This window comes from Ruegeria sp. BE3 (assembly GCF_056538865.1).
Map to the genome: position 1 here is coordinate 62437 of NZ_JBQFTW010000011.1, position 25928 is coordinate 88364.

The window sequence follows — 25928 nt, forward strand, 5'->3', positions numbered from 1 at the left end:
GAATGACCAAGACCATCCTGCATATCGACGCCTCGGCCCGCCGCACCGGATCCGCCACCCGCGACCTGTCCGACCGCGTGGTGCGCCACCTTGGAGCCGGGCGCGTCATCCGTCGCGATCTTGCGACCCCCCTGCCCCTGCTGACCGAGGATTGGATTGCCGCCAATTTCACCCCGGCAGATCAGCGCGACGCGGTGCAGCAAGACCTGCTGGCCCTGTCGGATGAACTGGTGACCGAGCTGCAAAACGCGGACACCATCGTCATCGGCCTTCCGATCTACAATTTCTCGGTCCCAGCGGCCTTCAAGGCCTGGATCGATCTGGTCGCCCGCGCCGGTGTGACATTCGCCTATTCCGAGGAAGGCCCCAAAGGCCTGCTGGAAGGCAAACGCGCCGTCCTCGCTGTTGCCTCGGGCGGTACGGCGGTTGGTTCCGAGATCGACTTTGCCACCACTTATGCGCGCCACGTTCTGGGCTTCATCGGCATCCACGATGTCGAGGTCATCGCGGCTGACCGTATGGCGCTGGATCCCGAGGCCGCGCTGTCCAGCGCGCAGAAAGCTGTCACCGAACTGGCGGCCTGAGCCTCTGGCCATTTCTGACGGAAACGTCCAGTCTGCGCTAAGGCAGATCAGCAGATTGGGCGTTTCACATGAAGAAGATCGGGATACTGGGCGGCGTGGGTTGGGCCTCAACCGTCGACTATTACCGCGCCATCGCGGAGGGCGCAGGCCGGCATTTCGCAGATCGCGGCCACGGGTCGCCGCTGCCCATCCCGCCTATGACCATCGAGTCAGTCACGCAGGCCAAAACCCGTGCGTTGCGAGGTGTGGCCGGAGATGAAGTCAGTTGGGCCGCCTTCGACGCCGTGTTCCGCGATGCGCTGTTGACCTTGCAAAACGCCGGATGTGATTTCGGCATCATCGCCTCCAACACGCCCCATGCGCGCCTTCACGCGATCCGTGAGGGGGTTTCGATGCCCATTCTCAGCATTTTCGATGCGACTGCAGACGCGACCGCTTCAACCGGTGCGACCAAGGCGCTGGTTCTGGGCACGACGGTCACCATGCAGGCCAGCAATTATGCCGATCGACTGGCCAAAGAAGGCGTCACCGCAAATCCCCGGCTGCCCGAGCCCGAGATTGCCGAGATGCAGGCGATGATCGACAGCGATTTTTATGGCGGCGCGTCCGGCACCGCCCGCTCTCGCTTGTTGGCCTTTTGCGACAAACACGCCTCATCCGGTACGGCTGTCCTGCTGGCCTGCACCGAATTGCCTTTGGCCTTCCCCGACAATCTGGACGATCCGGTGTTCGAGGCGGATGGGCATTTGTTCATCAACCCGTCTGCCGCCCATGTCGCTGCCGCACTGAACGAAGCGCTTGAGGCGTGATCAGGGCAGCCAAGTCACCTCACACCCGATCTTGTCGAAGAATGACATCAGATCATCGCGCCTCAGCGCGACGGTCCGGTCATTCACCAGAGGGTGCATATAGATGATGTCTGCCTGCTGCGCGGTGGCATCCATGAAAAAGCGCACGTCATTCTGCACCCCGTTGATCATCGCCAGCGGAGTGACCGCGCCGGGGCGAATGCCGAGGTTCTGAAACAAGCGATCCGCCGAACCAAAGGACAGGTTTCCGATCCCCAGCTCAGCGCCCAGCGCCTTGAGATCGATCTCGCGGCTTTGTTCGAGAGTCACCAGATAGTTCCGCTTCTTCTTGTCGCGCAGGTAAAGGTTCTTGAGCCGCAACGCGTTTTCGCCCGGCACCATGAACTGGTCCTCGACCCCTTTGGCGTCTTCCACCGTGCGCAGCGGGATATGGGTGTGCAACCGATAGGGCAGCCCCCAATCGTCCAGCCGCGCCAAGAGCGCATCCGAGCTGAGCGGCAATGTATCCTGAAAGGCAGATGATGCGTCCATGGGAACCTCCTGTCTGACGCGCTCATCGCGCAACGGCCGTGCAAATTCAAGCCACGACAGGTGCGGCGTTCGGTGCTAGCGTGCCGCCATGAAAGTTACACGAAATACACCGAACCAGCTGATCCTGTCAGATACGCCCTGGTTCATCGGCATCACGCTGGTCTTATTCATTCTGGCCTTCGTCGGCGCTGGCCTGTTCATGGTCAGCGAGGGTGGTGAGAGTATCTTGTTCGGTATCTTCTTCGCACTTTTCGGCGGAGGAATGGGTGTCGGAGCGTTCTGTGTCTTCGTCCGCCGGGTGCAAGTCATTCTGGATCGCAACAAGGACAGCATCCTCATCCGCAGGCAATCGGTCTTTGGTTATGACGCAGTCGAGCACAAGCTTTCAAACCTGTCGCACGCAGAGATCGAAAGCACCACATCGCGTAGCAACAAGAGGACATCGACCCTCTATCGTCCTGTCTTAATACTCGACAAAGGCATGAGCGCCGGACGGCATCCGATCGTCGAGGCATTCTCGAACGGGCGCGGCGCGCATCAAATGGTTGACGCGGTCAACGCCTGGCTGCCCGCGCGTAAGCAGGACGAAGCCCGGGAACAGGCCTGACAGTCATGGGTTTTGTCCGTGCTCCAGCCATGCCCGCTCAGCCAGGGTGACCATCTCGGACAGGCGCGTATCATATCGGGCCATATCATCTGCGGTCAGCTTGCCCTGCCACTTGTTGCTGGTCCCCGAGGCGAAGAACTGCGCATAGTCCTGAAACGCGCTTTTGAACCCGGGTTGTTGCGACGCATGTCTGGCGTTCTCTTTCATCGAACCAAAGCTTGCAGCCTGCGCTATCTCGTCGATCAACGCCGGTTCAATCTCCGTCCCCATAATCCCGGCGAGCCGTGCCACCTGCCCCGGCAAGTCCCGGCTGAGTTCGGCGTAATGCAGGAAATGGATGTTCGGCAGATGCCTGAACTGCCGAAACGACCGATAATGATGGACGAACGAGGCCAGCGTCAGATCATCGGTGCCTTTGGATGAGGCGGGTCGGTCGAGGAACATCGCGAAGGCTTCGGACATATCCTCGGGGAACAGGTAGTCCAGCCAGTCGTCTTTCATATTCGCCACATGGGCGCGCAGCGAGAAATGCACGTCGACCGGGTGGCGATGCACCACAAGGTAGGTGGCGTCCGAGGAATAGGTGATCCCGTCCAGCGGCGTGTGGGTCTTGATGCAGCGCCTGTGCGTCTGCGCCGCTAATAGCGTGTCCTGCTCCTCGCGGTCTCTGAACCCGCAATCCAGCCAGGGTGAGACCCGATTGTTGTAGATCGCGGGATCTGCGGTTTTGGTGATCAGCATACGGACCAGGGTTTGCGTCCACGTGGTGCCGCACTTGGGCGGCGTGCAGACAAAGATGTCATCCGGGCGGATTTCGAAGCTGGACCAGATGTCGGTATTGGTGACTTCACCAACATAGTCTTTGGTGCGCCTGGGAAATGGTTGACTCATCACTGATCTCCAAACTTGACCCCGACGCGAGGACGTTAGCCCAACATAGCTTTTTGCTCAAAGCGCTTGCCTTGACTCAGGGGGCGCTTGGGCGTAGAGAACCCCAAACATCCGGAAGCGTCTGACCTTCCGGTCCCTTGAGTCGTTCAGGGATCGCCCCCCACCAGCGAGTTTCGCCCGTGGGGGCAATTGTGTATTTAACCGGTGCTTCTTATCTGAGAAGCGCCATTCGAGAACCGGCATAGGAGGCCGAAGGCATGTTTGAAAATCTATCCGAACGCCTTTCCGGCGTCTTTGACCGGCTGACCAAACAGGGTGCGCTGTCCGAAGAAGACGTCAAAACCGCCCTGCGTGAAGTTCGGGTTGCCCTGCTTGAGGCCGACGTCTCGCTGCCAGTGGCGCGCGAATTCGTCAAGAAAGTACAAGAACAGGCGACCGGTCAGGCGGTGACCAAATCGATCACGCCCGGCCAGCAGGTCGTCAAGATCGTGCACGACGCTCTGGTCGATACCCTGCGTGGCGAAGAAGACCCCGGCGCGCTGAAGATCGACAATCCGCCAGCCCCGATCCTGATGGTCGGTCTGCAAGGCTCGGGTAAGACCACCACCACCGGTAAACTCGCCAAACGCCTAAAAGAAAAAGAGGGCAAGAAGGTCCTGATGGCCTCGCTCGACGTCTATCGCCCGGCTGCGATGGATCAGCTTGCTGTTTTGGGCACGCAGGTTGGTGTTGACACGCTGCCGATCGTTCCCGGTCAGACACCGGTCGACATCGCCAGGCGTGCCAAGCAGCAGGCGACGCTGGGTGGTTATGACGTTTACATGCTCGACACTGCGGGCCGTCTGCATATCGACGAAGTCCTGATGGACGAGGTCGAGCAGGTCCGCAACGTGGTCGACCCGCGTGAAACGCTGCTGGTGGTCGACGGCCTGACCGGTCAGGTCGCCGTTGAGGTCGCCGAGGAGTTCGACGCCAAGGTCGGTATCTCGGGCGTGGTTCTGACCCGGATGGACGGTGACGGGCGCGGCGGTGCGGCCCTGTCGATGCGCGCGGTGACCGGCAAGCCGATCCGCTTTGTCGGTATGGGCGAGAAGATGGACGCCCTCGAAACCTTCGAGCCGGACCGGATTGCCGGACGTATTCTGGGCATGGGCGACATCGTTGCCCTGGTCGAAAAGGCCCAGGAAACGATGGAGATGGAACAGACCGAGCGCATGATGAAGCGCATGGTCAAAGGTCAGTTCAACATGAACGACCTGAAGATGCAGCTGGAACAGATGATCCAGATGGGCGGTATGCAGGGCATGATGGGCATGATGCCGGGCATGGGCAAAATGGCCAAGCAGATGGATCAGGCCGGTCTGGACGACAAGATCCTGCGCCAGCAGATCGCCATGATCCAGTCGATGACCAAACGCGAACGCGCCAATCCGCAGCTGTTGCAGGCGAGCCGCAAGAAGCGCATCGCCGCGGGTTCGGGGATGGAGGTCAGCGACCTCAACAAACTGCTCAAGATGCACCGGCAGATGTCGGACATGATGAAGAAAATGGGCAAGATGGGCAAAGGCAAGATGCTGAAACAGGCCATGAAAGGCATGTTCGGCAAAGGCGGCCCCTCGCCCGAGGAAATGGCCGCAGGCATGGACCCCAAGGCGCTGGAACAAGCCGCCAAAGCGATGGGTGGCAAGATGCCCGGCGGCATGCCCGGACTGGGCGGCGGCATGGCCCTGCCCCCGGGTCTAAGCGGGTTCGGAAAGAAAAAATGACACCAGCACGCTGCACCCAGCCCCCGTCCGGTAAGGCGGCGATGGCAGCGGCGCAGTATCGCGCGGCCCTGCCGGTCATTCAGACCCGGCGGCTGGTTCTGCGCGCACCCACACTGGACGATCTGCCGGTATGGACGTCGATCTGCAAAGACAGCTTTGGCGATACCGAGCAGGAAGCCTGGACCGAATTCTCTTACTATACGTCCGGTTGGCTTCTGCATGGGCATGGATTGTTTGCCGTCACCCTGAAAGAAGATGATCGGGCCATTGGCTTCGTCATTCTGGGCCTCGAATGGGACGATCGCGAGCCCGAGCTTGGCTATATGATCGACGCGGATCACCGCTTGCAGGGATACGCGACTGAGGCTTGTTCTGCCGTGCGCGATTTCGGCGTTAATCTCCTCGGATCGGGGCAGTTCGTAAGCTACGTGTCTGCCAGCAACACCCGATCGAACGCACTGGCCGAACGGCTGGGCGCATCGCGAGACGCAGTGGCTGAGCGCGCAATCGGAGCGGATCAGCATGTCTGGCGTTACGGAGAGGTGCGGTCATGAGCTTCTCGCTGCCCATCCCCGTTCTTGAGACCGAGCGCCTGATTATGCGTGCACCGTCCGAGGTTGATCTGGACGCTGACACCGCGTTCTTCGCCAGCGATGCCGCAAGGTTTGTCGGCGGGCCATTGCGCCGGGATGAGGTCTGGAGGGTGGTCGCCTCGCTGCTGGGCCATTGGGCGCTGCGCGGCTATGGGTACTGGAGCGTCGATGAGAAAGACACCGGCGCTTATGTCGGTCGCATCGGCCTGTGGTTCCCCGAAGGCTGGCCTGAGCCTGAGGTCGGCTGGACGCTGATGAACCACGCCACCGGCAAGGGTTATGCGACCGAGGCCGCGCTGGCCGCACGCACGCATGCCTATGATGTGCTGGGCTGGGATACTGCGATCTCGCTCATTGATCTCGACAATCACGCCAGCAGGGCTGTGGCCAAACGTCTGGGGGCGCAGTTCGAATATCACTATGAACACCCCAAGTTCGGCAAGACCGAAATCTGGCGGCATCCGGCGCCTGCCGATCTTGTGAATGGCGGAATGGAGGCCTACGCGTGACCTCTTTCACCATCCCCACCGTCGAGACCGAGCGTCTGATCCTGCGCGCGCCGCAACTGGATGACCTGCCCGCGATGACCGCGTTCTTCGCGACCGAGCGCAGCCATATGGTTGGCGGCCCCAAGAACGAATTCGAGTGCTGGAGCTCATTGTCGAACCGGCTGGGCCATTGGGCGTTGCGGGGCTATGGCCTTTGGCACCTGACCGAGAAATCCAGCGGCGCGTTTGCTGGCTGGGCCGGCATGATCTACGTGCCCGGCTGGGCCGAACCCGAGCTGGGCTGGACCCTGATGGCCGAGTCCGAGGGCAAAGGTCTGGGCTTTGAGGCTGCGGCGGCTGCGCGTGACTACGCGGCAAGGCATCAGGGTCTGAACGGTGTGATTTCGTACATCGCCCATGCCAATGACCGCTCACGCGCTTTGGCCGAACGGCTTGGCGCATCGCTGGAACTTGAGAATGCTGAACTTTTGGGCAAACGCGCCCAGATCTGGCGCCATCCGCAGATCGACCTGACCACCGAAAGGACCGGCCAATGACCAACCCCGTGACACAGGCTGCCGCGCTGTTGAAGGACCACCGCGAAAGCATCGACCGGCTGGACGCGATCCTCGTCTATACGCTGGGCGAGCGGTTCAAGCACACGCAGGCTGTTGGCAAGCTCAAGGCCGCACACGACCTTCCCCCGTCCGATCCTTCGCGCGAGGCCGCGCAGATCGCACGGTTAGAAGACCTGGCGAAAGAGGCCGATCTGGACCCCGATTTCGCCAAGGCTTTTCTGAATTTCATCATTCAGGAAGTCATCCGACACCACAAGAAACATCAGAATTAACCGGAAACGATCCCGGTAAACGCCATCTAAAGGAGATACCACCATGGCAATGAAAATTCGTCTCGCCCGCGGCGGCTCGAAAAAGCGTCCCTTCTATCGCATTGTTGCGGCTGACAGCCGTATGCCGCGCGATGGCCGTTTCATCGAAAAGCTGGGCACCTACAATCCGCTGCTGCCGAAAGACAGCGAAGAGCGCGTGAAAATGAACATGGAGCGCATCCAGTACTGGCTGGATCAGGGCGCTCAACCCACCGACCGTATCGCACGCATGCTGGAAGCAGCTGGCGCACGCGACAAGGCCGAGCGCAACAACCCCAACAAGGGTACCCCGGGCAAGAAAGCTCAGGAGCGCGCGGAAGAGAAAGCTGCTAAGGCTGCTGAGGCTGCCGAAGCTGCAGCTGCCCCGGCCGAAGAAGCTGCTGCAGAAGAATAAGCAGGCGGACGCGTGCAGGATCAGGCTTTTACCGACGATTTTCGCACGCAGTTCGATCTGTTGATGCGGCTCCGGCGTGATGTGCGCCGGTTCCGCACCGATGCGGTAGACGAGGCAGTGCTGACGCGCTGCCTCGACGCGTTTCGGCTGGCCCCCTCGGTGGGGCTGAGCGAACCCTGGCGCGTGATCCGCGTCAAAAGTGACGCCGCGCGGGACGCGGCATTGAAGAATTTCCAAAGCGCGAATGCTGAGGCGTTGGAGGGCTATTCCGGCGAAAAGGCTCGGCTCTACAGCCAGTTGAAACTGTCGGGCATGCAAGAGGCCCCGGTGCAACTGGCGGTATTCTGCGACGATGCCACCGACAAGGGGCAAGGACTGGGCGCGGGCACCATGCCCGAGATGCGGCGTTATTCCGTTGTTTCGGCCATCACCCTGTTCTGGCTCGCACTGCGCGCCGAAGGGCTGGGGCTGGGCTGGGTGTCGATCCTTGAACCCGACCGCATGGCCCGAGATCTGAATGTGCCCGAAACCTGGCGTCTGATCGGCTACTTCTGCGTGGGCGTGCCCGAGACCGTATCGGACACGCCGGAACTGGAACAGGTCGGCTGGGAAGACCGCACCGACACCCTGCCCGTCGAGGTACGCTAGACATGTTCGGATTGTTACGGCTTCCCATCCTGCTGATGATCGCCTTTATTGTGGGCGTGTTCTTTGAACGCTCGAACCAGCGCGAGGCCTGCGAAGGGGTCGGGCAATGGCGGGGCGGACTATGTGTAACGGAAGGCTCAAATGAGTGATCTGATCTGCGTCGGCAGCATTGCGGGATCCTATGGCGTGCGCGGCGAGGTGCGGCTGAAAAGCTTCTGCGCTGTGCCCGAAGATATCGAGGCTTATTCGCCGTTGACCGACGAAGAGGGAAAAGAACGCTATCCGGTCGTTCTGACCCGCCCGATCAAGAACGGTTTCTCCGCCCGGCTGGGTGGGGTCGAGACCAAGGAGGAGGCGGATGCGCTCAACGGCCTGCGTCTTTACGCGCGGCGTGATCAGCTGCCGTCTCTGCCGGATGATGAGTTCTATCACACCGACCTGATCGGGCTGGAGGTCTATGATACCGGCGGCACCCTGCTGGGGCGGGTCAAGTCCGTTCAGAACCACGGTGCCGCGGATTTGCTGGAGTTGCACGGCCCTGGCCTGAAAGCCACGGTCCTGCTGCCCTTCACGCTGGAGGCAGTGCCCACGGTTGATCTGGACAGGGGCCGTATCATCGCCGATCCGCCCGAAGGCCTGCTGTAATGCGCCGCGTGCTGCTGCATCTGGGTCTGCACAAGACCGGGACGACGGCGGCACAATCCTTTCTGTTTGAGAACCGAGCGCTGATCTGGCCGCATCATGCACTGGTCCTGCCCTATCGCACGCGGAATTCCGGCTTGTCCGAGGCTGCAACGCGCTACTCGCTCTATGGCACGCCCGGCGCGCTGAGCGATTTCAGCGATCAGATGCGGCAGTTTCTGAAATCGCTGACTTTCGGCCACAAGCGCGGGCTGGTGCTGAGCGAAGAGAATTTCTCGGGCCTGCGACCCAGCCGCAATCTGGCCGTCGGGTATGAGGCAGCGCCGGAGCTGGCCACCTGTCTGATCGATCTGGTCCGCGAACGGTTCGCACAGGAAGAGCTTCAGATCACGCTCTACCTGTCACTGCGCCAGCGTGAGAGCTGGCTACGTAGCCTCTGGGCTCATGACCTGCATCGCACGCGCATGGTTCTGGATTTCGACACGTTCCGCGATCGCATGGCACCTGTCGCGTCCCCGCTATCCGTCGCGGAAGAGATCAGGGGCCGGTTGCCCTCGGTTCAGGTGCGCAGCCAATGGCTTGAGGATCTGCGCACGCGTCCCTTTGGCCCCGGAACACCCTTTGCCGATTTTCTGGACCTGCCCGCAGCAGAGGCCGCGCAACTGGTTGGCCCAACCCGCGCGAATACCGGCTTGCCCGAAGACGTGCTGGCACGGATGCTGGAAATGAACCGATCCGCTCTGGACGATACGGCGCTGATCGATCAAAAGGCGGCTTTGGTTGAACGCGTTCAAACGGATCTGATCGGCACATCATGACAGACACGCCCGCAAAATCTCATGGCCGCAAAGCCATCCGCCCGACCCTGAAGCCGCGCGAACTGATGAACCCCAGCCCAGACCTGCATGGGGTGTGGAAAGCCAAGATCATCACGCTGTTCCCATCTGCCTTTCCCGGCGTTCTGGGTGAAAGCCTGACGGGCAAGGCGCTGCAGGAAGGATTGTGGCAGCTGGAAACCGTCGATCTGCGTCAGTTCGGCGTCGGCAAGCACCGCAATGTCGATGACACCCCCGCGGGCGGAGGCGCGGGCATGGTCTTGCGGGCCGATGTACTGGGCGAGGCCATCGAGCACACGATGGCGGGTATCCAGGGTAACTGGCCGCTGATCTACCTCAGCCCACGTGGCCGCCGGATGGACCAGCGGATGATGCAGAACCTGGCGCGCTGCGATGGCATGACGCTGCTTTGCGGTCGGTTCGAGGGCGTCGATGAGCGCGTGCTGGAACACTACGGCGTGCAGGAAGTCAGCTTGGGCGATTTTGTCATGACCGGGGGCGAGATCGCCGCGCAGGCCCTGATCGACGCCACGGTACGGCTGATCCCCGGCGTTCTAGGCAATCAGGCGTCAGCAGAGGAGGAAAGTTTTTCCTCGGGCCTGCTGGAGCATCCGCAATACACCCGTCCCGCCGAATGGAAAGGCCGCGCGATACCGGATATCCTGATGTCCGGCCACCATGGCCGTATCGCCGAATGGCGCCACGACATGTCCGAACAGATCACCCGCGAGCGGCGGCCTGATTTGTGGGAGAACTATCGCAAGACACAGAACGAAACGTCCGATTGACGAACAAAGTGTGGCCCGCAGGTCGCAGCTTTGGGGTTTCTTTGAACACATCTTGTGGCTGATGAAACTTAAATATACTCATCTAAAAGATGTTGCTTAAATCAATTTCCAACCCCGTATCACGGATTGTTAGATTAAGAAAATCATTTGTCTGGCTGTGCTTGGGGTTTCGGCCTGCACGACCAAACCTCTTGAAATGTCGGTACCCACGCAGGCGGGGCATAACCTGCACTCGGCCCGGGTGGCGGTTGAGTATTGTGCCTCAGAAGCGGATATCGGCGGCAATGCTGCTGTGATTGGTGCCTACCCTGCTTTCATTCTGATGTCATCGGTTTTGGTCGGTTCAGTTACCGCCTATACCGGTCGGCATGAATTGCGCCGTCAGGGTGAAATTGATCAGGTCGATCGCTGCATGACCGAACGTGGGTTCGAGCGCCGCGACCTGACTGCTGGTGAGCGTTTCTGGCTGCGAGATTCGGTCGGAGAGGAGCGTGTGCGTCGGCTTGACCACCTTGTGAGTGGTGGCACAATCGAAACCTATGGCGTGCCAACAACTTAAGGTGTCCCCGCCTTCCACCGCGCCCAGATTTCAGGCGCGCCGTTGAAGGTGTTGATGTCCACCTTGCCCTGCACACCCGGCACCAGCCCGGTGCCGGTGTACTGCCAGAACCGCCAGATTGCGCGCGGATAGACGTTGCGGGGATGGCCCGCGACCGAGCGCAACCAGAACTCGGTTTTGGGCAGGCGACCGATATCGGTGTCCTGATAGAAATCCACGGTCGTATAGACGATCGGGCGGCGGCCATAGTGACGTTCGAGGATATCGAGGAACTTTTGCGCCTCGGACCGCACCGTGCGGCCATCGGGGCGCAGGGTGCAGGTTTTGGAATGAGGCGTCCACTCCATATCGAGGACATGCGGCAGGTCGGCCCCTCTGGGCACGTTGCGGATGAACCACCGGGCTTGTTCCGCCGCGGGACGGCAAAAATAGTAGTAGTGGTAAGCGCCCCACGGCACACCTGCCGCCTGTGCCCCGCGCCGATGCTCTTCAAACATCGGATCGGTGAAGTCCCCGCCTTCAGTCGCCTTGATGAAGACAAAGCTGACGCCCGAAGCACGGGCGGTGCGCCAGTCGATTGGACCCTGCCAGCGCGACACGTCCAGACCATGCACCGGATAATGCCCCGGATGCCGCCCTTCCCACGGGTGCGGGTCGGCATCCCCGAACGCAGGGAAGATCACTGCAGGAGGCGTCGTGTCCGCAAAGGCCTGAGGCTCGACGGTCTGGGGGGCGGGGCCGCGGCGACCGCAGGAGAGAACGGCAAGGGCTATGGCAGCCAGCAGGAGGGCTTTGCGCATCATCTGGAATATCTCAAATCTGCTCTTGTAATTGCCTCCAGAATGCCTGATCGGGCGGACAAGGCAACGATACTTTTGCGCGACGGCAAAAACCCACCGCCACAGGTCGCGAATTATAGCAGTTTAGGCTTGATCCCTGCCCTCAAAGCCCGTAAAGCACCGCAATCCGGTGTGGCTTTGCGCGACTCCGGTGTTTTGGTTTGCATCATGGCGTGACGCCCGGCTTTCTTCAGCCAAGGCGCGTCAGGGCGGACCGGACCAAAGGAACATTCGATCTGATCTCTGGCGGGCTGTACGCAGGACCCGATGAAGACCAAGAGCTCTCAGGCCGTGCCCAAACTTCGTGGACCAACCACGAGCAGATAGGAGTTAATGCGATGGACCTGATCGCACAGCTTGAGGCGGAACAAATTGCCGCCCTGGGGAAAGACATCCCCGACTTCAAAGCCGGTGACACCATCCGTGTCGGCTTTAAGGTGACCGAAGGGTCACGTACCCGTGTGCAGAACTACGAAGGTGTCTGCATTGCACGCAAAGGTGGCAGCGGCATCGCCGGTTCGTTCACCGTCCGCAAAATCTCGTTTGGCGAAGGCGTGGAGCGTGTATTCCCGCTGCATTCGACCAACATCGACAGCATCACCGTTGTCCGCCGTGGCCGCGTCCGTCGCGCCAAATTGTACTATCTGCGCTCGCGCCGTGGTAAATCCGCACGTATCGCAGAGGTCACCAACTACAAGCCCAAGGCTGGCGCCGAGGCGTAAGGAGCGGAAAGATGAAAAAAGACATCCATCCCGATTATCACCTCATCGACGTCAAAATGACCGATGGCACCGTGGTTCAGATGAAATCCACCTGGGGCGCCGAGGGCGACCAGCTGGCCCTGGAAATCGACCCCTCCGTGCACCCCGCATGGACCGGGGGCGGCGCGCGTCTGATGGACGCCGGCGGCCGTGTGTCGAAGTTCAAGAAGAAATACGAAGGTCTGGGATTCTAAGCCTAAGCCGTTTGACATGCGAAAGGCCGTCCCTTTGGGCGGCCTTCTTTGTTTTAGCCTGCCGCGTTTTACATCAGGCTCAGAAATCAAACCTAGTCTGTACAGGGGGTGTGTACGGCTCGATCATATCCTCGCCCTCGGCACCGCGCTTGATGGGTTTTACGGTGTGATATTCAAACCGGCCCTCGTAATGTGTGCCCAACGATTGCTGCGCCTCTTGCGCCGTCGTAACGCCGGAAAGCCAGTTTTCGATCTCATCCGGGGTTAGGATCACCGGCATTCGGTTGTGAATATGCGCGATCTGCGGGCTGGGTGTGCGGGTCAGGATCGTGCAGCTGTGGCTGCCGTCAACGGTTCGATAGAACCCGGCAAAGAACATCGCTGGGGCGTTGCGCTGAACCGTGATGTAGAGCGGGCAATCATGGCCTTGATCCTTGGGCCATTCATAATAGCCCAGCGCTGGGATAAGGCAGCGCCCCTTGTTCCAATATTCCTGCCAGAAGCTAACATTTTCGATCTTCGAATTGATCATCGGCTTCTTGCTGCGCGGGTCCTTGATCTGCCAGCGCGCCGTGGCCAACTCAGCCCTCTCACCGTCCCAACGGACAATACCAACCCGATTGGTGGGAGACACATTGTACCCGCCCGAAGGCAGTTGTTCGGGCAGATGAGGCGAGACCTTGCCGTAGAGAAAATATTCGATAATCGCCAGCATTTCCCGCTGCGTCAGATGACCGGCTGCAAATTTTCCACACATGGCAAAAGCTTAGGCCGATTGATCGGTCGTCACAAGGGAACCATTGGGCCGTCAGTCCCTGGTCAGATCCACCGCGCTGTGAACAGGTGGGACGGGTCCCTTCAGCAACATCAGCGCAAGCAGCATCGCCACGATTGCCGCGATTGCAGCGACCAGCATTGCGCTGTCAAAGGCGTTATCCTGAAGATCGCGCAATGCTTTGGCCAGCTGTGCGCCGCTATCCGGGTCCAGCCCCGTGATCAGTTGCTGAACCTGACTGGGAGTGCCATGCGTCAGAGCATGGGCTAGGTCGGCACGTTGGGTGGACCCTGCGGGCAATGCATCGATGACCTCGGACAGCCCTCGGCGGATGGTGATGGATTCGGCCAGTCCTCCGACAACCGCGCCCAGGGTCGCTCCGAAATACAGGAATGCGTTGATCACGCCTGATCCCTGGCCGACATGTTCTTCGGGCAGCAGGCGCAGACCGAGGCGGGGCAGCAGCGAAAAGCCGATCCCCAGACCGATCCCGACGATGACCAGTTTCCACCATATCCCCGAATAGCTGGTGGTGTTCGTGGTCGTCATCAACAGCAGAAATCCACAGGCCATGAACCCCATGCCCAGCGCGACCGGCCATTGAAAGCTGTAGGGCGCCAGGAATCGCGGCGCGGTGACGGATATGATGAACATGCTGATACTGAGCGGCAGGATCGCACTGCCTGCGCCAATCGCGGAGTATCCGAATGCATCGGGCGATTGGACGAAGACATTGAAGTAGACAAAGAAGGCAAAAAGCGTGAAGCCGGTGAAGAACATTCCGGCCGCCGCCATGAAGTAGCGAGGATGACGGAAGTATCGCAGCTCGATCAGCGGGTCCCGGCTGCGTCGGGACGTCAGGACGAGCGCCACCACCGCGCAGGCCGAAACAGCCAGCGGAACCAATGTCAGGGCCGTCCCCCACCCCCTGCTTTCCCCATTGCTGAGTGCAAAGGACAGTGGGCCGAGAAGCAGGATCATGGCAATAGCCCCGGCATAGTCGAATCTGGCATCGGCCTGACGCATGTCCGGGACATATTTGTGTTTGCTGACTTGCAGCCCGATCACAAAGGCAATGGCGAGCAGCACCAGATCCGTGGCGAACACGGCTCTCCAACTGACATAATGCGCAAAGGCGCCGCCAACGATGGGGCCGACGCCGATGGCAAGGCCGACAATCGCTCCCCAGGCACCGGTGACGCTTGCACGCTGGTCCTCGGGCGTGGCGGCGGTCAGGATGGACAGGGATGTACCGAACAGCGCCGCAGCCCCTGCCCCTTGCGCACCGCGCCCAATCAGGATCATCGTCGCATCCTGCGAAATCAGGGCAAGGGTCGATCCGACAGCAAAGACGATCATACCAAAGAAAAACACGCCCATCTTGCCGGTGATATCCCCCAACCGGCTGACGATGGTCACAAGCGTCGCGCTGGCCACCGTATAGGCCGCCATCACCCATTGCAGGCCCGAGGGGGTCAGATCGAACTCGGCCTTGAGATTGGGCAGGATGGTTGCAACGGCCGTGGTGTTGAACCCGACAACCATCATGCAAATGGCCGTCATCAGCAGCACCATGCGCGCGCCACCCGCAACAGATCCGCCATCGGGTTGATTGGTCGACATTGCTCCCCCCTGCAGAAAGCCGCGCGCCATCGCAGCGCGCCGCCAATTTAACACACGGGCATTAAAGCATTTTTCTACGTTCAGGCATAGGGCGTCAAATCCAGTAGGACAACGCCAGCGGCAGCACCAGGATCGTCGCCAGTGTCGACACCAGTATAAAGCCGGCCACATCCGGCGCATATTCAGGCACGTGCTGGTCGATGAACAGATAGGTCGCCACGGATGATGGCATCAGGCAACAGAGAATGACCGCCCCGCGTTCCGCCCCGGTAAATCCGAACGTCCAGACCAATGTGCTGGCGATGACGATGGCCAGCCCTAGGTGCAAAACCGTCAGCAGAACGGCACGGCCAAGGCTTTTGATGCGCAGTGTCGCCAGGGTATGCCCAAGCGTCAACAACATCAGCGGAATTGAAAGCCCGCCCAGAATGTCAAAGGACTTGGAAATCGGCTGCGGCAAGCTGTGACCCGTCGCCATCAGCACCAGAGACAAGGCCACCGCGTAGATGATCGGAGAGGTTGCAAGCTTCCTGGGTGAAAACTCCCCGGCCGGTATCCACATGCCAACAGTGAAAATACTGATCAGGACCACCACCACAAAGGCCATTGTGTAGGCCATCCCCGCGTCACCCAGCGCCAACAGGGTGATCGGTAAGCCTATGTTGCCCACATTGCCGTGCATCAACGGGGTCAAAAAAGCGCGGACCGGCAGCCGCAGCAGCTTGAGCAGCACAAACCCCATCACGCCGAAGCCTGCGATGGCCAGAGCAGCCGCCGTCATGAGGTCCAGAAAAGTCCCGACCGCGATCTTTGTGGTCGAAAGATGAGAGATGATCAGCGTCGGATATCCCACCTTCGAGACAATCCCGCCAATAACTTTGTTGTCGAACGGAGCTTTGATCAGGGCCAGCCCATAACCGATTCCAGCGCAGATCAGCACCGGCAAAACCACGTTCAGGACGTTCAGAAACAGGTGATCCAAAGACAGTCCTCGATCGCGGTTGCCATGTCCGGACAGTGAAACAGAGGGGGCAATTTGACAAGTGTTCGCGCTAAGCCCCGCCCGCTGCTTGGTTTTCCAAAATCGTCTCTGATATTGTCCCTCAGAGACGCCCGAGGTCCTTTCCTTCGCCGTCCACACAACATATAGTGGCAGGCAACAACGTGTGGGCAAACACGGCGGGACTTGGGAATACAGGCATGGCACATATCATTGTGGTCGGGAACGAAAAGGGCGGCGCAGGTAAATCGACCGTGTCGATGCATGTGGCCACCGCTCTGGCGCGGCTGGGGCACAAGGTCAGCACCCTGGATCTGGACCTGCGCCAGCGCAGTCTGGGGCGCTATTTTGAAAACCGCCTGAACTTCCTAAATGGCTCGGAGTTGTCCCTGCCCAGCCCGCGCCATCACGATCTACCCGAGATCGACGCCAGCATGTTGAAACCGGGCGAGAACATCTATGACCATCGCCTCTCAGCCGCTGTGGCGGAACTGGAAAGCGACAGCGATTTTATCCTGATCGACTGCCCCGGCTCGCATACGCGACTGAGTCAGGTGGCGCACTCGCTGGCCGATACGCTGATCACGCCGCTGAACGACAGTTTCATCGATTTCGATCTGCTGGCGCGGATCGATTCCAAGGGCGAGAAAATCCTTGGACCATCTGTCTATTCCGAGATGGTCTGGAATGCTCGCCAGTTGCGCGCGCAGGCGGGGCTGAAGCCGATTGACTGGGTGGTCGTGCGCAACCGGGTCGGCACCCAGCGCATGGTCAACAAGGAGAAGATGCAACGCGCGATCGAGATGCTGTCACAGCGCATCGGTTTCCGCATCGCCTCGGGCTTTTCCGAGCGGGTCATCTTCCGAGAGTTGTTCCCACGTGGCCTGACCTTGCTGGATCTCAAGGATATCGGGGTCAAACAGCTCAACATCTCGAACATTGCCGCGCGGCAGGAATTGCGCGACATGATGAAAGAGCTGAACCTGCCGGGTGTTGAGATCGATTTCTAGATCATTTTGGCACGCACTGCGTCCCGATTGCCCGATCATGAGATAGCGAAAACTCGGCAGTTCCAACTTCTCCGGATACAGCTCGCGCTATCTCTCACCGCCGCCTGCGCCATACACCGTAAACAGCTCTTTCGGCTCTGCCACTCCGCGCAGCATGTAACGCCCGACCGAAATCAGTTCCTGTTCGCAGGGCTGCGCCGCGCGTGCGACGTCGTCCGAGATCAGGATGCGCTGCCCCAGTGAGCGATGCATCCCCGCGATCCGTGCTGTCTGGTTGACTGCAGGACCGATTACAGTGAAATCCAGCCGGGTGTCAGAGCCGATATTGCCATAGAGGATCTCACCCGAATGCAGGGCCAATGTGTAGTTCGACACGGGTTGACCATGGGATGTTCGCTGCGCGTTCAATTCGGCCATCCGGTCCTGCAACAGGGTCACCGCGCCCAGCGCCGCGCGGGCATCGGCGTCAATTTCACCCACATCAAACATCGCCATCACGCCATCGCCCATGAATTTCAGGATGTTGCCATCGCATTGATGCACCACCTCCACCACCACGGCGAGGTAGTCGTTCAGCATGTCGATGACCTCGGTGCCCGGCAAATCCTCGGACAGGCTGGTGAAGCCTTCAAGATCAAAGTTCCAGATCACCGCATCGATCTGCTGCAATGATCCCCGGCGGATTTCGCCAGACAAGACCCGCTGCCCGGCATCGCGACCCAGATAGACACGCATCAGATCCTTCGATACGCGCGCATTCGAAGCTGACTTCAGCGCCAATCCTAAATGAGGCAGCGCGCTGTTGATCAGCTCCAGATCTTCGCCGCAAAATCCCTCGGGCGCATTGCTGGCCCAAGACATAAGCACACCGTTTATGGCCCTTTTTGCATCCCGCGCACCGCGATGGGTTGGCACATCAAAACTGACGCCGGTGGCGTAGTAATCCGTCGCGCCGTGTTCCCGCAATTCGTTCAGCAGGGGAAAACGGCTGGGTTCATTCTGGTCGACCAATCGTTCACGGACGGCGTCGACATCATCGTTGAGGATGACAAAGAGCGGGCTGCTCTTCCAGATCTCGCTGGGCTCTTCGGTATATTCAAAGGTCTGGAAATCCCCGCCGCGTCCCTGATACCAGCTGTAGCCGGTGCCACCATAGACGGGATGCAACGCTGGTTGGGCCGCGTGAAACCGCATCAGCGGAACGCCTAGCTCGACCAGTTGATTGCAATAGCCGTCCAGCAGCGCTTCTTTGTCCGCCCCTTCCAGGCCGCGTGTGACAAGCCAGTCGATCAAAGCATGGGATTTCGCCGCGTTGGGGTCCGTGGCTGTCATTTCACCTTCCTGTGTCCGTTCTGCTGTTGATCTGGGCGCGACGGCCTCAAATTACCAGTGCGTCAATCCATCCCGGCCAAGCGGCGCAGCATCATCCGCAAAAGCGCCGCCTCGCCTGTGGTGAAGCGCGCGGCCAGCTTTGCGTCATAGTCGCGTGCTATGTCGCGCAGCTCACGATACACGGCCTGGCCCGAATGTGTCAGCGACAACTGCTCGGACCGCCGGTCGTTCTCATCCCGCAAACGTTGCAGATAACGGCGCTGTTCCAATCTGCGCACCGCGCGGCTGATCTTAGTCTTGTGGATTTTGGCCCGCAGCCCGATCTCTTTTGCGGTCATCTCGCCATAATTGCCAAGGTGAAACAGCACCCGCCATTCGGTGCGCAACATGCCATAGCGATTCTTATAGACGCGCTGGAATTCGAGCGAGCTTTCCTCGGCCGCCTGATTCAACAGGAATGGCAGGAAATTTCGCAGATCAAACTCATCTTTTTCGTCATTATTCTGCTGGGTCATTCTTGTTAGTTACAAAATCAACTATTATCCGACAAGCAGCAACTTGAAGGAGCGTCCGATGAATCGCCCCACCGACCCGCACAAGATGACCCAGGCCAGCACGCCCGTTGGCACCCATCCCGGCTATATGCCCGGCTTTGGTAATGACTTTGAGACCGAAGCCCTGCCCGGTGCGCTGCCACAGGGCATGAACAGCCCGCAAAAGTGCAACTATGGCCTTTATGGTGAACAACTCAGCGGCACCGCTTTCACCGCCAACCCGCCGGAACGCACGTGGTGCTATCGCATTCGACCTTCGGTGAAGCACTCGCATCGGTATGAGAAAATCGACCTGCCCTATTGGAAATCGGCCCCTTGCGTTGATCTGGACGTGATTTCGCTGGGACAATACCGCTGGGATCCGGTGCCACATTCGGATGAGGGTCTGACCTGGCTGACCGGTATGCGCACGATGACCACCGCCGGAGACGTAAATACGCAGGTCGGCATGGCCAGCCATATCTATCTGGTTACCGAGTCGATGGTGGATGACTATTTCTTCTCGGCTGACAGCGAGTTGCTGGTGGTGCCGCAGGAGGGCCGCCTGCGCTTTGCAACCGAGATGGGCATCATTGATCTGGAGCCCAAGGAAATCGCCATCATCCCGCGTGGGCTGCTCTATCGGGTGGAAGTGCTGGAAGGTCCTGCACGTGGCTTTGTCTGTGAGAATTACGGGCAGAAATTCGAACTACCCGGACGGGGGCCGATCGGGGCCAACTGCATGGCCAATCCGCGTGATTTCAAGGCCCCGGTGGCAGCGTTTGAAGACCGCGAGGTGCCCTCGACCGTGACTATCAAATGGTGCGGTCAGTTCCACACGACGAAGATCGGTCATAGCCCGTTGGATGTTGTGGCATGGCATGGCAACTACACACCCTATAAATACGACCTGCGCACTTATTGTCCGGTCGGCGCGATCCTGTTCGACCATCCTGATCCGTCGATCTTTACCGTGCTGACCGCGCCTTCGGGCCAGCCAGGCACGGCGAATATCGACTTTGTTCTGTTCCGCGAACGCTGGATGGTGATGGAAGACACGTTCCGCCCGCCCTGGTACCACAAGAACATCATGTCCGAGCTGATGGGCAACATCTACGGTCAGTATGACGCCAAACCGCAGGGCTTTATCCCCGGCGGCATGAGCCTGCACAACATGATGATTCCGCACGGGCCGGACAAGGAAGCCTTTGAAAAGGCGTCAAATTCGAACCTCGGGCCGGACAAGCTGGAGAACACGATGTCCTTCATGTTCGAAACCCGCTTTCCGCAGCATCTGACGGCCTTCGCTGCGACCGAAGCGCCGCTGCAGGATGACTACATCGACTGCTGGAGTGACATTGAGAAGAAATTCGACGGGACGCCGGGCAAAAAATGAGCATTGAGACCTGGATAACCTATGTGCTGACCGTCCTGCTGCTGATGAGCACACCCGGACCCAGCCAATTGCTGATGCTGTCGAACTCGGCCACCAATGGGTTGCGTCGCGGGCTGTTCACCGCAGCCGGAGATCTGACGGCCAATTTCCTGCAGATGCTGGCCGCAGGGCTGGGTCTGGCCGCCCTGATCGCCACGTCGGGGACCGCGTTGGCAGTGATCAAGTGGCTGGGCGTGGCCTATCTGGTGTTTCTCGGCGTCAAGCAAATCCTGAAAGCCCGCACCGCCGCCACCGGCGAAGCCCCGCGCGCCAGCCGCAAGGCGTTGTGGATGCAAGGGTTCATCACCTCTGCCGCAAACCCCAAGGCGGTGGTGTTCTTTGCTGCTCTGTTTCCGCTATTCATTGATGGCGCGCTGCCCTTCTGGCCGCAATTTGCCATCCTCTCGGCCACCTACCTGATCATGGACGGGTTGTTCCTGATGGCCTATGGCGCCAGCGCCAGTTGGCTGGCGCGGCGGCTGCAGGGGCCTGCACGGCTCTGGCTCGACCGGATCGGGGGCAGCTTCATGATTTTGGCGGCGGTTCTGCTGGGCATCAAATCCCTGCGCGCTGCCTCGTAACTGAAAGACATAAGGACGTCACATGCCTTTGATGAAATCCTGGGTCGCATCGGCCAACTCCGCCGACCACCCGTTTCCGCTAAACAACCTGCCTTATGGCGTGTTCTCGACCGAAACCACCGAAGCCCGTTGCGGCGTCGCCATCGGCGACATGATTTTCGACGTGACTGCTGCCGAGGCCGACGGGCTCATCACATTGTCCGACGAGCCACTGTTCGACCTGCCCTTCTGGAACCCGCTGATGGAGGAAGGCCCCGCCGTCTGGGCCGCCCTGCGCGAGCGCCTCACGGCGCTTCTGGCCGACGGCTCGGACGAGCAACATAAGATCGAGGCGCTGCTGATCCCGCAGAGCGATGCCGAGATGCACATGCCTTTTGCCGTCAGCGAATATACCGACTTCTACGCGGGTCGGAACCACGCCTTCAATGTCGGCACAATGTTCCGCGGCCCCGAAAATGCGCTGCCCCCCAACTGGCTGCACATCCCCATCGGCTATAACGGGCGCGCGTCTTCCGTTGTCGTTTCGGGCACCGATATCCGCCGCCCGTGGGGTCAGCTAAAATCCCCCGATCAGGAGCTGCCTGCTTTCCTGCCCTCCCGCCGCTTTGATATCGAGCTGGAGATGGGCGCAATCGTGGGCACGCCCTCGGATGGCCCGATTTCAGTGCAGGAGGCGGATGACAACATCTTCGGCTATGTACTGCTGAACGACTGGTCGGCACGCGATATTCAGGCCTGGGAATACCAGCCGCTTGGACCGTTTCAGGCCAAGGCGACGGCAACCTCGATCAGCCCATGGATCGTGACCAAAGCGGCGCTCGAACCCTTCCGCTGCGATACGCCCGCGCGCGAGTTTGAGTTGCTGGATCACCTGAAAGACTGCGGTCCGATGCTCTATGACATTGACCTATCGATCACCATGGCCCCCGAAGGTCAGGGGCCGACGACCATCGCAAGCACCAACTACAACCAGATGTATTACTCGGCGGCACAACAACTGGCGCATCATACGACTTCGGGTTGTCCGATGAATACTGGCGATCTGTTGGGGTCAGGCACCATCTCGGGCCCGACCAAACCGGAGCGCGGCTCATTGCTGGAACTGAGCTGGGGCGGCAAGGAGCCATTGACGCTCGACACTGGCGAAACCCGCAACTTCATCGAGGACGGGGATACTCTGACCCTGACCGCTGCCGCCAAAGGCGATGGCTATACCATCGGCTTCGGTGACTGTACGGGCACCGTTCTGCCCGCGCTCGAAAATCCGTTCGCCAGAGATTGATGCAGGTTCGGCCCACATATTCAGAGCGCGCTCTGCCAGTCCTTAACGGCCTCGATCGGATAGAGCAGCATCAGCACGTTCAGCGTCAGGCCATCGCGGATCAGCGTGGTGGTCAGGATCTCGAACCCCAGCGCGATGGTGACGGTCATCCAGATCGGCAGGCGACGGGCCAACCAGAAGCCCAGCATCATCGCGCCAATATCGGCGATCGAGTTGACGACACTGTCGCCGTAATAGTCCAGCGAGATCGTGACCGCGCGGTAATGTTCGATCACGGCATTGGTGTTCTCGGAAATCTCCCACGCGACTTCTATCAAGGTGGCGATGAACAACCGCCAGCCAACGGCAAGGCGGCGCGCCACCAGCCACAAAAGACCGTAAAACAGAAAACCATGAATGATATGGCTGGGCGTGTACCAATCGGTCAGGTGCTGCGAGCTTTCGGAACTGAAGGTTTCACCATGCCACAGCTTGACATAACCACATTTGCAAATCGGTTCGCGCCCCATCCACAGCAGGATGATGGCGCAGGCAATGACAACACAAGCGGTTGCCCAATAAGGCAAAAATCGACGTTCAAACATATGGCGACAACATCATCAAAGCCAGTCGCTGTCTAGAAGGGAAATCACTGATATGGCCAAGGCATTTGCGTCCCAGGGGGACATGTCGGAAAAGAAAATCTCGTTCACCCAGGTGGGCGAAGGGCTTTATGCCTTCACCGCTGAAGGCGACCCCAATTCGGGCGTGATCATCGGCGACGACAGCGTGATGATTGTCGAGGCACAGGCAACACCGCGTCTGGCCAACAAGGTGATCGAATGCGTGCGCTCGGTGACCGACAAACCGATCACCCACGTGGCGCTGACCCATTACCACGCCGTCCGCGTGCTGGGCGCCAGCGCTTTTGGCGCACAACAGATCCTGATGTCCGACATGGCCCGTTCCATGGTGGTCGAGCGTGGTCAGGAGGACTGGGACAGTGAATTCCAACGCTTCCCGCGCCTGTTCGAGGGGCATGAGAGCATCCCCGGCCTGACATGGCCCACCACCACCTTCAGCGACACGATGACGGTTTATCTGGGCAACCGCCGGATCGACCTGATGCATCTGGGTCGCGCCCATACGGCGGGCGATATCGTGATCCATGTGCCCGATCAGAACGTCATGTTCACCGGCGATATCGTCGAATACCACTCGGCCTGCTATTGCGGCGACGGACATTTCAGCGACTGGGGCGATACGCTGGATGAGATCAAGTGGTTTGACGTGGACGCCATCGCTCCGGGACGTGGCGACGCTCTGGTCGGTAAAGACATGGTCAATGCGGCGATCGAAAACACCCGCGATTTTGTCGAAAGCACCTATCGGCCGGCAGCCAAAGTTGCGGCACGCGGTGGTTCCCTGAAAGAAGCCTGGGACGCCGTGCGTGCCGAATGCGATCCAAAGTTCGCCGACTACGCGATCTACGAACATTGTCTGCCCTTTAACGTCGCCCGCGCCTATGACGAGGCGCGCGGCATCGACACACCCCGCATCTGGACCGCCCAACGCGATCTCGAGATGTGGGAGGCCCTGCAGGGCTAAGAATTCCGGGCCGGATTTGATCCAGATCGTGGCGGCCCGGATTTGACAGTGAAACGCTAAGACCAACCCTCCGGCGCTATCCCGCCGGAGAACAGATGAGGTGTGCCCGCTGCACCAGAACTGGGAGAGAGACCGTGAACAAGATTTTCGAAGTTCCACTTTACGCCTACGAGGCCAGCCCGGACCAATCCGCGCCCGCGCCCGTGCGCCACAAGGTCATCGTTGTCGGGGCCGGTCCGGTGGGTCTGGCCGCCGCGATCGATCTGGCCCAGCAAGGGGTAGAGGTGCTGGTGCTGGACGATAATGACAAGGTCAGCTTCGGCAGCCGCGCCATCTGTTTCGCCAAACGACCGCTGGAAATTCTCGACCGTCTGGGCTGTGGCCAGCCGATGGTCGACAAGGGTGTGCTGTGGAACAAGGGCAAGGTGTTCTTCGACGAACGTCAGGTCTACGAGTTCGACCTGCAGCCCGACAGCGGTGATCAGCGCCCAGCCTTCATCAACCTTCAGCAATACTATTTCGAACAGTTTCTGGTCGACCGCGTGCGCGAATTGCAAGCGCAGGGCGCGCCGATCGAAATCCGGGGCCGCAATAAGGTCGAAGCCGTCGGAACGCATCCTGATCACGTGAAGCTTGAGGTCGAAACCCCCGAGGGTTCGTACACCATCGAGGCGGATTGGGTGATCGCCTGCGACGGCGCGGGCTCACCCATGCGCGCCATGATGGGCAAGGATTTTGTGGGCCGCGTGTTCGAGGACAACTTCCTGATCGCCGATGTGATCATGGAGGCCGATTTCCCTTCGGAACGCTGGTTCTGGTTCGACCCGCCCTTCAACAAGGGCCAATCTGCGTTGCTGCATAAACAGCCCGATGGCGTCTGGCGAATTGACCTGCAATTGGGCTGGGACATCGACAAGGAACGCGAAAAGCGCCCTGAAAACGTGATCCCACGCCTCAAGGCCATGCTGGGCGAGGATGTTCAGTTCGAACTGGAATGGGTCAGTATCTACACATTCCAATGCCGCCGGATGGAACAATTCCGCCATGGTCGCGTGATCTTTGCAGGTGACAGCGCGCATCAGGTCAGCCCATTCGGCGCGCGTGGTGCCAATTCGGGCCTACAGGATACGGACAACCTGTGCTGGAAGCTGAAACTGGTGATTGACGGTGAGGCCCCTGAAACACTGCTCGACAGCTATGATTCCGAACGTATTCAGGGCGCGGATGAGAACATCCTGAACTCAACCCGGTCCACCGATTTCATTACGCCGAAATCACAGATGTCTCGGATTTTCCGCGACGCCGTGCTGGACTTGAGCGAACATTACGATTTCGCGCGGCCCCTGGTGAATTCCGGTCGTCTGAGCGTGCCTTGTGTCTATGACGGGTCACCTCTGAACTCTGCCGACGCGCTGAACGGACCAGCGCCGACCCGACCGGGCGCGCCCTGCCCCGATGCGCCTTTGGGCGATGGCTTCCTGTTGCCCAAGCTGGCCGGAGAGTTCACTCTGCTGACCATCGACGCGGACGCCCCGGATGAGATCGAGGTAGATGGGATCACCGTCAAACGTCTGGCTCTGTCGATCAAGGATGATCCCACTCTGACGTTGAAACATCGCTATCTGGGCGATGCCACCAGCGCGGTCTATCTGATCCGGCCCGATCAGCATGTGGCTGCGCGCCGCGACACCTACGAAGAAAACGCATTCCGGCACGCGGTCCGCCGCGCCACAGGCAAGGAGTAAGCGATATGGCCGATCTGATCCTCTCACCCAACCTGACCCGTGCGGATGATTTCTATGCCGACCTGCTGGCGGCGCATGAAGGGCTGGACCAAGCCGACAGCGACGCGCTGAATGCGCGGCTGGTGCTGGTGCTGGCAAACCATATTGGCGACAACGCCGTGCTTAAGCAGGCGCTGGACGCCGCTGCGTTGAAACAGGAGTAAGCG

The 25928-nt window shown here is 59.9% G+C and carries 33 protein-coding genes; 24 read left to right on the forward strand and 9 right to left on the reverse strand.

The window, feature by feature from the left end; all coding sequences use genetic code 11:
• Nucleotides 1-2: 2 nt before the first annotated feature.
• Both ACR0AZ_RS18860 and ACR0AZ_RS18865 read left to right on the forward strand, forming a co-directional pair.
• On the forward strand, nucleotides 3-584 hold the full coding sequence (locus ACR0AZ_RS18860; RefSeq protein ID WP_480470727.1) for an FMN-dependent NADH-azoreductase: 582 nt from the start codon (nucleotides 3-5) through the stop codon (nucleotides 582-584).
• Between the two features lie 68 nt (nucleotides 585-652).
• On the forward strand, nucleotides 653-1393 hold the full coding sequence (locus ACR0AZ_RS18865; RefSeq protein WP_480470728.1) for an aspartate/glutamate racemase family protein: 741 nt from the start codon (nucleotides 653-655) through the stop codon (nucleotides 1391-1393).
• Here the strand turns inward: ACR0AZ_RS18865 and ACR0AZ_RS18870 are convergent, their stop codons facing one another.
• Nucleotides 1394-1924, reverse strand: coding sequence for a prolyl-tRNA synthetase associated domain-containing protein (locus ACR0AZ_RS18870; RefSeq protein ID WP_480470729.1), 531 nt, complete (start codon nucleotides 1922-1924; stop codon nucleotides 1394-1396).
• A gap of 88 nt (nucleotides 1925-2012) precedes the next feature.
• On the opposite strand from ACR0AZ_RS18870, the gene ACR0AZ_RS18875 reads away from it, so the two are divergent.
• Nucleotides 2013-2531, forward strand: coding sequence for a hypothetical protein (locus tag ACR0AZ_RS18875; protein WP_480470730.1), 519 nt, complete (start codon nucleotides 2013-2015; stop codon nucleotides 2529-2531).
• A 3-nt stretch (nucleotides 2532-2534) separates the two neighbouring features.
• On the opposite strand, the gene ACR0AZ_RS18880 is transcribed toward ACR0AZ_RS18875, so the two are convergent.
• A complete protein-coding gene (locus tag ACR0AZ_RS18880; protein ID WP_480470731.1) occupies nucleotides 2535-3422 on the reverse strand; it encodes a sulfotransferase domain-containing protein in 888 nt (295 codons plus the stop codon).
• Between the two features lie 257 nt (nucleotides 3423-3679).
• Here ACR0AZ_RS18880 and ffh point away from each other — a divergent pair, with 257 nt between their 5' ends.
• The 12 genes from ffh (at nucleotide 3680) to ACR0AZ_RS18940 (ending at nucleotide 11025) form a co-directional block, all read left to right on the forward strand.
• Complete coding sequence (gene ffh / locus ACR0AZ_RS18885) at nucleotides 3680-5188, forward strand: signal recognition particle protein (RefSeq protein ID WP_480470732.1); 1509 nt, start codon at nucleotides 3680-3682, stop codon at nucleotides 5186-5188.
• Nucleotides 5185-5742: a GNAT family N-acetyltransferase gene (locus tag ACR0AZ_RS18890; RefSeq protein WP_480660266.1), complete on the forward strand. Its 558-nt coding sequence runs from the start codon at nucleotides 5185-5187 to the stop codon at nucleotides 5740-5742. Before ffh ends, ACR0AZ_RS18890 begins: the two co-directional genes overlap by 4 nt.
• Nucleotides 5739-6290, forward strand: coding sequence for a GNAT family N-acetyltransferase (locus tag ACR0AZ_RS18895; protein WP_480668063.1), 552 nt, complete (start codon nucleotides 5739-5741; stop codon nucleotides 6288-6290). The genes ACR0AZ_RS18890 and ACR0AZ_RS18895 overlap by 4 nt, the downstream gene beginning before the upstream one ends.
• Entirely contained in the window at nucleotides 6287-6826 is a 540-nt protein-coding gene (locus tag ACR0AZ_RS18900) for a GNAT family N-acetyltransferase (protein ID WP_480470735.1), read from the forward strand. The genes ACR0AZ_RS18895 and ACR0AZ_RS18900 overlap by 4 nt, the downstream gene beginning before the upstream one ends.
• Entirely contained in the window at nucleotides 6823-7119 is a 297-nt protein-coding gene (locus ACR0AZ_RS18905) for a chorismate mutase (RefSeq protein ID WP_039541590.1), read from the forward strand. Before ACR0AZ_RS18900 ends, ACR0AZ_RS18905 begins: the two co-directional genes overlap by 4 nt.
• Nucleotides 7120-7162: 43 nt before the next feature.
• Nucleotides 7163-7552 carry a 30S ribosomal protein S16 gene (gene rpsP / locus ACR0AZ_RS18910; protein WP_010437590.1) on the forward strand — a complete coding sequence of 130 codons (390 nt, stop codon included), beginning with the start codon at nucleotides 7163-7165 and terminating at the stop codon, nucleotides 7550-7552.
• A gap of 12 nt (nucleotides 7553-7564) precedes the next feature.
• Nucleotides 7565-8200, forward strand: a complete 636-nt coding sequence (gene bluB / locus ACR0AZ_RS18915; protein ID WP_480470737.1) for a 5,6-dimethylbenzimidazole synthase — start codon at nucleotides 7565-7567, stop codon at nucleotides 8198-8200.
• 2 nt (nucleotides 8201-8202) lie between these two features.
• A complete protein-coding gene (locus tag ACR0AZ_RS18920) occupies nucleotides 8203-8349 on the forward strand; it encodes a hypothetical protein (RefSeq protein WP_480470738.1) in 147 nt (48 codons plus the stop codon).
• Nucleotides 8342-8845: a ribosome maturation factor RimM gene (rimM, locus tag ACR0AZ_RS18925; protein WP_480470739.1), complete on the forward strand. Its 504-nt coding sequence runs from the start codon at nucleotides 8342-8344 to the stop codon at nucleotides 8843-8845. Before ACR0AZ_RS18920 ends, rimM begins: the two co-directional genes overlap by 8 nt.
• Complete coding sequence (locus ACR0AZ_RS18930) at nucleotides 8845-9660, forward strand: hypothetical protein (RefSeq protein ID WP_480660270.1); 816 nt, start codon at nucleotides 8845-8847, stop codon at nucleotides 9658-9660. The genes rimM and ACR0AZ_RS18930 overlap by 1 nt, the downstream gene beginning before the upstream one ends.
• The gene (trmD, locus tag ACR0AZ_RS18935) at nucleotides 9657-10466 is read left to right on the forward strand and encodes a tRNA (guanosine(37)-N1)-methyltransferase TrmD (RefSeq protein ID WP_480470741.1); all 810 of its coding nucleotides are present in this window, start codon (nucleotides 9657-9659) and stop codon (nucleotides 10464-10466) included. The genes ACR0AZ_RS18930 and trmD overlap by 4 nt, the downstream gene beginning before the upstream one ends.
• 196 nt (nucleotides 10467-10662) lie before the next feature.
• Entirely contained in the window at nucleotides 10663-11025 is a 363-nt protein-coding gene (locus ACR0AZ_RS18940) for a hypothetical protein (RefSeq protein WP_480470742.1), read from the forward strand.
• Here the strand turns inward: ACR0AZ_RS18940 and ACR0AZ_RS18945 are convergent.
• Nucleotides 11022-11825, reverse strand: a complete 804-nt coding sequence (locus tag ACR0AZ_RS18945; RefSeq protein ID WP_480470743.1) for a glycoside hydrolase family 25 protein — start codon at nucleotides 11823-11825, stop codon at nucleotides 11022-11024. The genes ACR0AZ_RS18940 and ACR0AZ_RS18945 overlap by 4 nt on opposite strands.
• Nucleotides 11826-12202: 377 nt before the next feature.
• Here ACR0AZ_RS18945 and rplS point away from each other — a divergent pair, with 377 nt between their 5' ends.
• Together rplS and rpmE are read left to right on the forward strand one after the other, a co-directional pair.
• Nucleotides 12203-12586 (forward strand): 50S ribosomal protein L19, encoded by a 384-nt coding sequence (gene rplS, locus ACR0AZ_RS18950; protein WP_170328369.1) that lies wholly within the window; start codon nucleotides 12203-12205, stop codon nucleotides 12584-12586.
• Nucleotides 12587-12597: 11 nt separating this feature from the next.
• Nucleotides 12598-12819 (forward strand): 50S ribosomal protein L31, encoded by a 222-nt coding sequence (gene rpmE, locus ACR0AZ_RS18955; protein ID WP_480668064.1) that lies wholly within the window; start codon nucleotides 12598-12600, stop codon nucleotides 12817-12819.
• Nucleotides 12820-12898: 79 nt separating this feature from the next.
• Here the strand turns inward: rpmE and ACR0AZ_RS18960 are convergent, their stop codons facing one another.
• The 3 genes from ACR0AZ_RS18960 to ACR0AZ_RS18970 all read right to left on the reverse strand — a co-directional run bounded on the left by ACR0AZ_RS18960 (nucleotide 12899) and on the right by ACR0AZ_RS18970 (nucleotide 16199).
• A complete protein-coding gene (locus ACR0AZ_RS18960; RefSeq protein ID WP_480470744.1) occupies nucleotides 12899-13576 on the reverse strand; it encodes an SOS response-associated peptidase in 678 nt (225 codons plus the stop codon).
• Nucleotides 13577-13627: 51 nt separating this feature from the next.
• The gene (locus tag ACR0AZ_RS18965; RefSeq protein ID WP_480470745.1) at nucleotides 13628-15217 is read right to left on the reverse strand and encodes an MFS transporter; all 1590 of its coding nucleotides are present in this window, start codon (nucleotides 15215-15217) and stop codon (nucleotides 13628-13630) included.
• A 94-nt stretch (nucleotides 15218-15311) separates the two neighbouring features.
• Nucleotides 15312-16199, reverse strand: a complete 888-nt coding sequence (locus ACR0AZ_RS18970; protein WP_480470746.1) for an AEC family transporter — start codon at nucleotides 16197-16199, stop codon at nucleotides 15312-15314.
• A gap of 218 nt (nucleotides 16200-16417) precedes the next feature.
• On the opposite strand from ACR0AZ_RS18970, the gene ACR0AZ_RS18975 reads away from it, so the two are divergent.
• Nucleotides 16418-17227 (forward strand): division plane positioning ATPase MipZ, encoded by an 810-nt coding sequence (locus tag ACR0AZ_RS18975; RefSeq protein ID WP_480470747.1) that lies wholly within the window; start codon nucleotides 16418-16420, stop codon nucleotides 17225-17227.
• Nucleotides 17228-17314: 87 nt separating this feature from the next.
• On the opposite strand, the gene ACR0AZ_RS18980 is transcribed toward ACR0AZ_RS18975, so the two are convergent.
• Both ACR0AZ_RS18980 and ACR0AZ_RS18985 read right to left on the reverse strand, forming a co-directional pair.
• Nucleotides 17315-18559, reverse strand: coding sequence for an adenylate/guanylate cyclase domain-containing protein (locus tag ACR0AZ_RS18980; RefSeq protein WP_480668065.1), 1245 nt, complete (start codon nucleotides 18557-18559; stop codon nucleotides 17315-17317).
• Between the two features lie 62 nt (nucleotides 18560-18621).
• Entirely contained in the window at nucleotides 18622-19074 is a 453-nt protein-coding gene (locus ACR0AZ_RS18985) for a MarR family winged helix-turn-helix transcriptional regulator (protein WP_480660282.1), read from the reverse strand.
• 58 nt (nucleotides 19075-19132) lie between these two features.
• Between ACR0AZ_RS18985 and hmgA the strand changes: the two genes are divergently transcribed.
• From hmgA to fahA, 3 genes are read left to right on the forward strand one after another with little or no spacing between them, the layout of a single operon-like run.
• Nucleotides 19133-20488, forward strand: a complete 1356-nt coding sequence (gene hmgA / locus ACR0AZ_RS18990) for a homogentisate 1,2-dioxygenase (protein ID WP_480668066.1) — start codon at nucleotides 19133-19135, stop codon at nucleotides 20486-20488.
• A complete protein-coding gene (locus ACR0AZ_RS18995) occupies nucleotides 20485-21108 on the forward strand; it encodes a LysE family translocator (protein ID WP_480668067.1) in 624 nt (207 codons plus the stop codon). The genes hmgA and ACR0AZ_RS18995 overlap by 4 nt, the downstream gene beginning before the upstream one ends.
• 22 nt (nucleotides 21109-21130) lie before the next feature.
• Entirely contained in the window at nucleotides 21131-22390 is a 1260-nt protein-coding gene (gene fahA, locus ACR0AZ_RS19000) for a fumarylacetoacetase (protein WP_480668068.1), read from the forward strand.
• A gap of 20 nt (nucleotides 22391-22410) precedes the next feature.
• On the opposite strand, the gene ACR0AZ_RS19005 is transcribed toward fahA, so the two are convergent.
• Nucleotides 22411-22974 (reverse strand): DUF2585 domain-containing protein, encoded by a 564-nt coding sequence (locus tag ACR0AZ_RS19005; protein ID WP_170402422.1) that lies wholly within the window; start codon nucleotides 22972-22974, stop codon nucleotides 22411-22413.
• Between the two features lie 52 nt (nucleotides 22975-23026).
• On the opposite strand from ACR0AZ_RS19005, the gene ACR0AZ_RS19010 reads away from it, so the two are divergent.
• From ACR0AZ_RS19010 to ACR0AZ_RS19020, 3 genes are all read left to right on the forward strand, one after another.
• Nucleotides 23027-23977, forward strand: coding sequence for an MBL fold metallo-hydrolase (locus ACR0AZ_RS19010; protein WP_480668069.1), 951 nt, complete (start codon nucleotides 23027-23029; stop codon nucleotides 23975-23977).
• A gap of 134 nt (nucleotides 23978-24111) precedes the next feature.
• Complete coding sequence (locus ACR0AZ_RS19015) at nucleotides 24112-25722, forward strand: FAD-dependent oxidoreductase (RefSeq protein WP_480668070.1); 1611 nt, start codon at nucleotides 24112-24114, stop codon at nucleotides 25720-25722.
• 5 nt (nucleotides 25723-25727) lie between these two features.
• On the forward strand, nucleotides 25728-25925 hold the full coding sequence (locus ACR0AZ_RS19020; RefSeq protein ID WP_480470756.1) for a DUF2783 domain-containing protein: 198 nt from the start codon (nucleotides 25728-25730) through the stop codon (nucleotides 25923-25925).
• The last annotated feature ends 3 nt before the right edge of the window (nucleotides 25926-25928 follow it).